This window comes from Thauera aminoaromatica S2 (assembly GCF_000310185.1).
Lineage (GTDB): Bacteria > Pseudomonadota > Gammaproteobacteria > Burkholderiales > Rhodocyclaceae > Thauera > Thauera aminoaromatica.
This window is the reverse complement of sequence record NZ_AMXD01000194.1, coordinates 1-5,486: the sequence shown is the minus strand read 5'-3', so window position 1 is coordinate 5,486 and position 5,486 is coordinate 1. Positions and strand designations below refer to the sequence as shown.

6 protein-coding genes and 1 pseudogene are annotated in these 5,486 nt (G+C 68.6%); 4 read left to right on the top strand and 3 right to left on the bottom strand.

Translation table 11 applies throughout. The features are described from left to right. The 3 genes and pseudogenes from C665_RS18175 to metX all read right to left on the bottom strand — a co-directional run. A pseudogene (locus tag C665_RS18175) lies at positions 1–223 on the bottom strand (hypothetical protein); the annotation flags it as partial. Between the two features lie 74 nt (positions 224–297). Further along, positions 298–888 (bottom strand): methionine biosynthesis protein MetW, encoded by a 591-nt coding sequence (gene metW / locus C665_RS18170; protein ID WP_004325783.1) that lies wholly within the window; start codon positions 886–888, stop codon positions 298–300. An 83-nt stretch (positions 889–971) separates the two neighbouring features. Continuing rightward, entirely contained in the window at positions 972–2,099 is a 1,128-nt protein-coding gene (gene metX, locus C665_RS18165; protein ID WP_004325782.1) for a homoserine O-succinyltransferase MetX, read from the bottom strand. A 195-nt stretch (positions 2,100–2,294) separates the two neighbouring features. Here metX and thiS point away from each other — a divergent pair, with 195 nt between their 5' ends. The 4 genes from thiS to sppA form a co-directional block, all read left to right on the top strand. After that, a complete protein-coding gene (gene thiS / locus C665_RS18160) occupies positions 2,295–2,498 on the top strand; it encodes a sulfur carrier protein ThiS (RefSeq protein ID WP_004325779.1) in 204 nt (67 codons plus the stop codon). 196 nt (positions 2,499–2,694) lie between these two features. Then, positions 2,695–3,480, top strand: coding sequence for a thiazole synthase (locus C665_RS18155; RefSeq protein WP_004325777.1), 786 nt, complete (start codon positions 2,695–2,697; stop codon positions 3,478–3,480). Next, a complete protein-coding gene (trmB, locus tag C665_RS18150) occupies positions 3,477–4,220 on the top strand; it encodes a tRNA (guanosine(46)-N7)-methyltransferase TrmB (RefSeq protein WP_004325776.1) in 744 nt (247 codons plus the stop codon). The genes C665_RS18155 and trmB overlap by 4 nt, the downstream gene beginning before the upstream one ends. A 25-nt stretch (positions 4,221–4,245) precedes the next feature. Continuing rightward, positions 4,246–5,486: signal peptide peptidase SppA (sppA, locus tag C665_RS18145; protein WP_004325774.1), on the top strand; the 1,241-nt coding region annotated here is incomplete at its 3' end.

The following is a 5,486-nucleotide window of genomic DNA, read 5'->3' as shown; positions in this document are numbered from 1 at the left end:
CCAGGCGCAGCGCTGCCGCTGGTGGTGCCGCGGGGGCGGTCTGCGGCCGGCGCGAGCCGCCGAGCCCCGCGGCCGGGCTGGCGAGCGCCATCGAGCGCAGCACCGCCCGTCGGTACAAGGCGAGCAGCGTCAGGCACACCGGCAAGGTCAGCGCCGCGGCGATCAGGATCAACGCGGGAAGCGCGCCGGTGGCGACGAGGACGGCCTGGCTGTTCTCCTGCATCGCTGCGCGTCTCCTGTGCCCGTGACCGCAGCGCGGTCACGGTTCAGTCTGGGAGGCCCGCGGCAGCGGGCGCCTCAGCCGTTGCGTCCCAGGCGGTACACCGCCACGCTGGCGAGGAAGTTGGCCTCGTCGAGTACCAGCTTGCCTTCGTCGAAGGCGAGGCGCTCGCGCACCGCGATGCCGTTCATCTCGCACAGCGCGTCGAAGTCGGCGATGGTGAAGAAGCGCACGTTGGGGGTGTTGAACCACTGGTGCGGGAGGCTCTCCGACACCGGCATGCGGCCGTTGAGGATGCTCTGGCGGTGGCGCCAGTAGCCGAAGTTGGGAAAGCTCACCACGGCCTCGCGGCCCACGCGCAGCATCTCGGCGAGAATGCCCAGCGTGTTGTGCATGGCCTGCAGCGACAGGCTCATGATCACATGGTCGAAGAAGCCGTCCTCCAGGCCGACGAGGCCCTTTTCGAGGTCCATCTGGATCACGTTGACGCCGTTATTTACGCTGGCGAGCAGCTTGTCGGGGTCGTTCTCGACGCCGTAGCCCTGCACCTGGCGCACGTCCATCAGGTGGCGCAGCAGTTCGCCGTCGCCGCAGCCCAGGTCGAGCACCTTCTCGCCGGGCTCGATCCACTGGGTGATCACGTCGTAGTCGTAGCGATAGGAAGTCATGTCAGTGTGCGCCGAGCCGTCTCAAGCGTACTGACGCCCCCTCGGGGGGCAGCGAACGCAGTGAGCTTGGGGGTTGTATCAATTTAAACCTCGATGCGGTCGAACCATGCCGACAGCAGCTTGTGGTAGCGCGTCTCGTCGAGCAGGAAGGAGTCGTGGCCGGCCGGGCAGTCGATCTCGGCGTAGCTGACGTTGCGCTTGTTGTGCAGCAGCGCGTAGACGATCTCGCGCGAACGCTCGGGCGAGAAGCGCCAGTCGGTGGTGAAGGAAATCACCAGGAAGTCGGCGCTGGCGCGGGCAAGCGCCGCGGGCAGGTGGCCGCCATACTCGAAGGCGGGGTCGAAGTAGTCGAGCGCCTTGGTGGTCAGCAGGTAGGTGTTGGCGTCGAAGTAGCCGGCGAACTTGTCGCCCTGGTAGCGCAGGTAGGACTCGATCTCGAATTCGACGTCGTAGCTGTAGGTGTTGCGGCCGTGGCGCAGGCTGCGGCCGAATTTTTCCGCCATCGAGTCGTCGGACAGGTAGGTGATGTGACCCACCATGCGCGCCAGCTTGAGGCCACGCGTCGGCACCACGCCATGCGCATAGTAGTGGCCGCCGTGGAACTCGGGGTCGCTCAGGATGGCCTGGCGGGCGACCTCGTTGAAGGCGATGTTCTGCGCGGTGAGCTTGGGCGCGGCGGCGATCACCGCGACGTGGCCGACGCGGTCCGGGTACTGCAGCGCCCACGACATCGCCTGCATGCCGCCGAGCGAGCCGCCGACCACCGCGGCGAAGCGCTCGATGCCGAGCCGGTCGGCCAGGCGCGCCTGCGATTCGACCCAGTCTTCCACCGTGACGAAGGGGAAGTCCGCCCCCCACAGCTTGCCGGTGGCGGGGTTGATCTGGTTGGGGCCAGAGGAGCCGTAGCAGCCGCCGAGGTTGTTCACCCCGATCACGAAGAACTTGCGCGTGTCGAGCGGCTTGCCCGGCCCGATCAGGTTGTCCCACCAGCCGACGTTGTGCGGCGCGTCGGCGTAGGTGCCGGCGACGTGGTGCGAGCCCGACAGCGCATGGCACACCAGCACCGCGTTGCTGCGGTCCGCATTGAGCGTGCCGTAGGTTTCGTAGACGAGGTGGTAGTTGTTCAGCGTGCCGCCGCTGCGCAGCGCGAGCGGCGTGGTGAACTCCGCCCGCTGCGGCACGACCACGCCGACCGATTGGGGTGCGATCATTTTCGTCATCTGCAAAACAAAAAACCCAGCCGGCTGCAAACGCGGACTGGGTGCCCTCGCTTTAGCCGTATTTGTTGAGCGCCCGCAAGCTGTTGATCAAATCGGCGCTAGGTGGCTGGAACTTAGCGCCCGCGAAGGGAAAAGTCAAACGGCTGGCGTGATAAGATTTTCGGCTCCCGAACAGCCTCGAACGCCATGATCCAGGTCCTCCTCAACGGTCAGCCCGAATCGCTCCAGCCCGACCTCTCGGTGCTTGCCCTGCTCGAGGCGCGCGGCCTCGTCGGCAAGCGCCTCGCGGTCGAGCGCAACGGCGAGATCGTGCCCAAGGCCCGCCACGCCGAGGTGAAGCTCGCCGACGGCGACAAGCTCGAAATCGTCGTCGCGGTCGGCGGCGGCTGAAGCCCCCGACCTGCGTGTCCCGTAGGAGCGGCGCAAGCCGCGATTACGGCCGGGCGGCGGCGACCGCGCTCCCTCAGCACCGCGCCGAGGTCCGGCGCCCCGATCGCGGCTTGCGCCGCTCCTGCAGGGTCCTGCACCGTGCGGCGGTGCCTCGACTGGCTCCCATTCCTCAGACAAACCCTTACAGGCTCCCAACATGAACGACCCCCTGGTCATCGCCGGCAAGGCCTACCACTCCCGCCTGCTTGTCGGCACCGGCAAGTACAAGGACTTCGCCGAGACGCGCGAGGCCATCGACGCCAGCGGCGCTGCCATCGTCACCGTGGCCATCCGCCGCACCAACATCGGCCAGAACCCGGGCGAACCCAACCTGCTCGACGTGCTGCCGCCGGAGAAATTCACCATCCTGCCCAACACCGCCGGCTGCTACACCGCCGACGACGCGGTGCGCACGCTGCGCCTTGCGCGTGAGCTGCTCGATGGCCACGCGCTGGTCAAGCTGGAGGTGCTCGGCGACCCCAAGAGCCTGTTCCCCAACATGCCCGAGACGCTCAAGGCCGCCGAGACCCTGGTCAAGGACGGCTTCGACGTCATGGTCTACTGCGCCGACGACCCCATCCAGGCGAAGATGCTGGAAGACATCGGCTGCGTCGCGATCATGCCGCTGGCCTCGCTGATCGGCTCCGGCATGGGCATCCTCAACCCGTGGAACCTGCGCCTGATCATCGACAACGCCAAGGTGCCAGTGCTGGTCGACGCCGGCGTCGGTACCGCATCGGATGCCGCGATCGCGATGGAGCTGGGCTGCGACGGCGTGCTGATGAACACCGCGATCGCCGCCGCCGGCAAGCCGGTGCTGATGGCGAGCGCGATGCGCAAGGCGGTCGAGGCCGGCCGCGAGGCCTTCCTCGCCGGGCGCATGCCGCGCAAGTTCTACACCGCCGACCCGAGCTCGCCGACCCAGGGGTTGATCGGTTCATGAGCGAAGTGCCTGACGAACCCGTCGCCGGTGTCGAGATCATCGGCCGCGACAGCCCCGAGCACCGCTTCTCCAGCCGCAGCATCCGCAGCTTCGTGCTGCGCCAGGGGCGCATGTCCGAGGCGCAGCAGCGCTATCTCGACGACATGCTGCCGAAGGTCGGCATCGACTACCGCGCCGCGCCGCTCGATCTGGACGAGGCCTTCGGCCGCAAGGCGCCGAAGATCCTCGAGATCGGCTTCGGCATGGGCGAGACCACGGCGAAGATCGCCGCGGCGATGCCGGATCGCGACTTCCTCGGCATCGAGGTGCATACGCCCGGCGTCGGCGCGCTGTGCAAGCTGATCGCGGAAGGCCATCTGGGCAACCTGCGCATCATGCAGCACGACGCGGTCGAGGTGATGCGCGACATGATCGGCGACGGCGCGCTCGCCGGCGTGCATCTGTTTTTCCCCGACCCCTGGCGCAAGAAGCGCCACTTCAAGCGCCGCATCGTGCAGCCCGACTTCGTCGCCCTGATCGCGCGCAAGCTCGCGCCCGGCGGCTACTTCCACTGCGCCACCGACTGGGAGGACTACGCGCACTGGATGCTCGGGATCCTCTCCGCCGAGCCGGCGCTGGAGAATACCGCCCACGGCTTCGCCCCGCGTCCCGAGCATCGTCCGCTGACGAAATTCGAAAACCGTGGTCTGAAGCTGGGACACGGGGTATGGGACCTCGTCTTCCGCCGCCGCGCGGGCTGAACCATCCGTCACGAGGACAAGCAGCATGATCCGGGGCCTGTTCCGCTTCCTATTGAACGTGCTGCGCATGTTCGTGCGCGCGCTCGACCTCGTCGTGCGCGGCGTCTTCTACGCCCTGCTGATCTTCGGCCTCGGTGTGCTGGTGTCCTTCTTCTTCCACCCCGAGCCCGAGGTGCAAGCCGGGTCCGCGCTGGTGCTGCGACCGGTGGGCACGATCGTCGAGCAGGCCGAGCTCGAGTCACCGCTGGCGCTGCTGCGCGCCGGGGGCGCACCGGCCGGCCAGCTGCGTCTGGCGGATCTGGTGGACGCGGTGCGCAAGGCGCGCGACGACGCGCGCATCGCCGCGCTGGTGATCGAGACCGACGAGCTGGTCGGCGGCGGTTTCTCCAAGCTTGCCGAGCTGCGCGCCGCGATCGCCGATTTCAAGGCCTCGGGCAAGCCGGTGCTGGCGCGCGGCGAGCGCTTCACCCAGTCGCAGTACTACCTCGCCTCGGTGGCCGACGAACTCCACCTGTCGCCGGACGGCTTCGTGCTGCTGCGCGGCCTGGCGCGCTACGGCACCTACTTCCGCGACGCGCTCGACAAGCTCGGGGTCAAGGTGCACGTGTTCCGCGTCGGCGAGTACAAGTCCTTCTCCGAGCCCTTCACCCGCAGCGACATGTCCGACGAGGACCGCGAGGCCACCCGCGACCTGCTCGACGGGCTGTGGCGCTTCATGCGCGACGACATCGCCGCCAGCCGCAAGCTCGCGCCCGCGGCGATCGACGCGCATGTGAACGACATCCGCGGCGCGCTCGCCGCCGCCGGGGGCGATGCCGCCAAGGCCGCGCTCGCCGCCGGCCTGGTGGACCGCTTCAGCACCCGCGATGAATGGCGCGCCCGCCTGATCGAGGCCGTCGGCACCGACCACGAGGGCAAGGACGTGCGCACCATCGAGGCCGAGGCCTATCTCGCGCTCGCTGCGGACGACACCCGTCACGCCGCCGGCAGCGTGGCGGTGATCGTCGCCCAGGGAACCATCGTCGATGGCGCCGAGCCGGCCGGCGTGGTCGCCGGCGACACCTTCGCCCGCCTGATCCGCGAGGCGCGCGAGGACGAGGACATCAAGGCGCTGGTGCTGCGCATCGACAGCCCGGGCGGCAGCGCCTGGGCCTCGGAGCTCATCCGTCGCGAACTCGAACTCACCCGCCAGGCCGGCAAGCCGGTGATCGCGTCGATGAGCTCGGTGGCGGCCTCGGGCGGCTACTGGATCGCCACCGGTGCCGA

Bases quoted from the DNA above. Each gene is read 5' to 3' on its own strand.
- C665_RS18155 (WP_004325777.1), top strand. From the start codon at position 2,695: ATGAACGACCCCCTGGTCATCGCCGGCAAGGCCTACCACTCCCGCCTG.
- metW (WP_004325783.1), bottom strand. From the start codon at position 888: ATGACTTCCTATCGCTACGACTACGACGTGATCACCCAGTGGATCGAG.
- metX (WP_004325782.1), bottom strand. From the start codon at position 2,099: ATGATCGCACCCCAATCGGTCGGCGTGGTCGTGCCGCAGCGGGCGGAG.
- trmB (WP_004325776.1), top strand. From the start codon at position 3,477: ATGAGCGAAGTGCCTGACGAACCCGTCGCCGGTGTCGAGATCATCGGC.
- thiS (WP_004325779.1), top strand. From the start codon at position 2,295: ATGATCCAGGTCCTCCTCAACGGTCAGCCCGAATCGCTCCAGCCCGAC.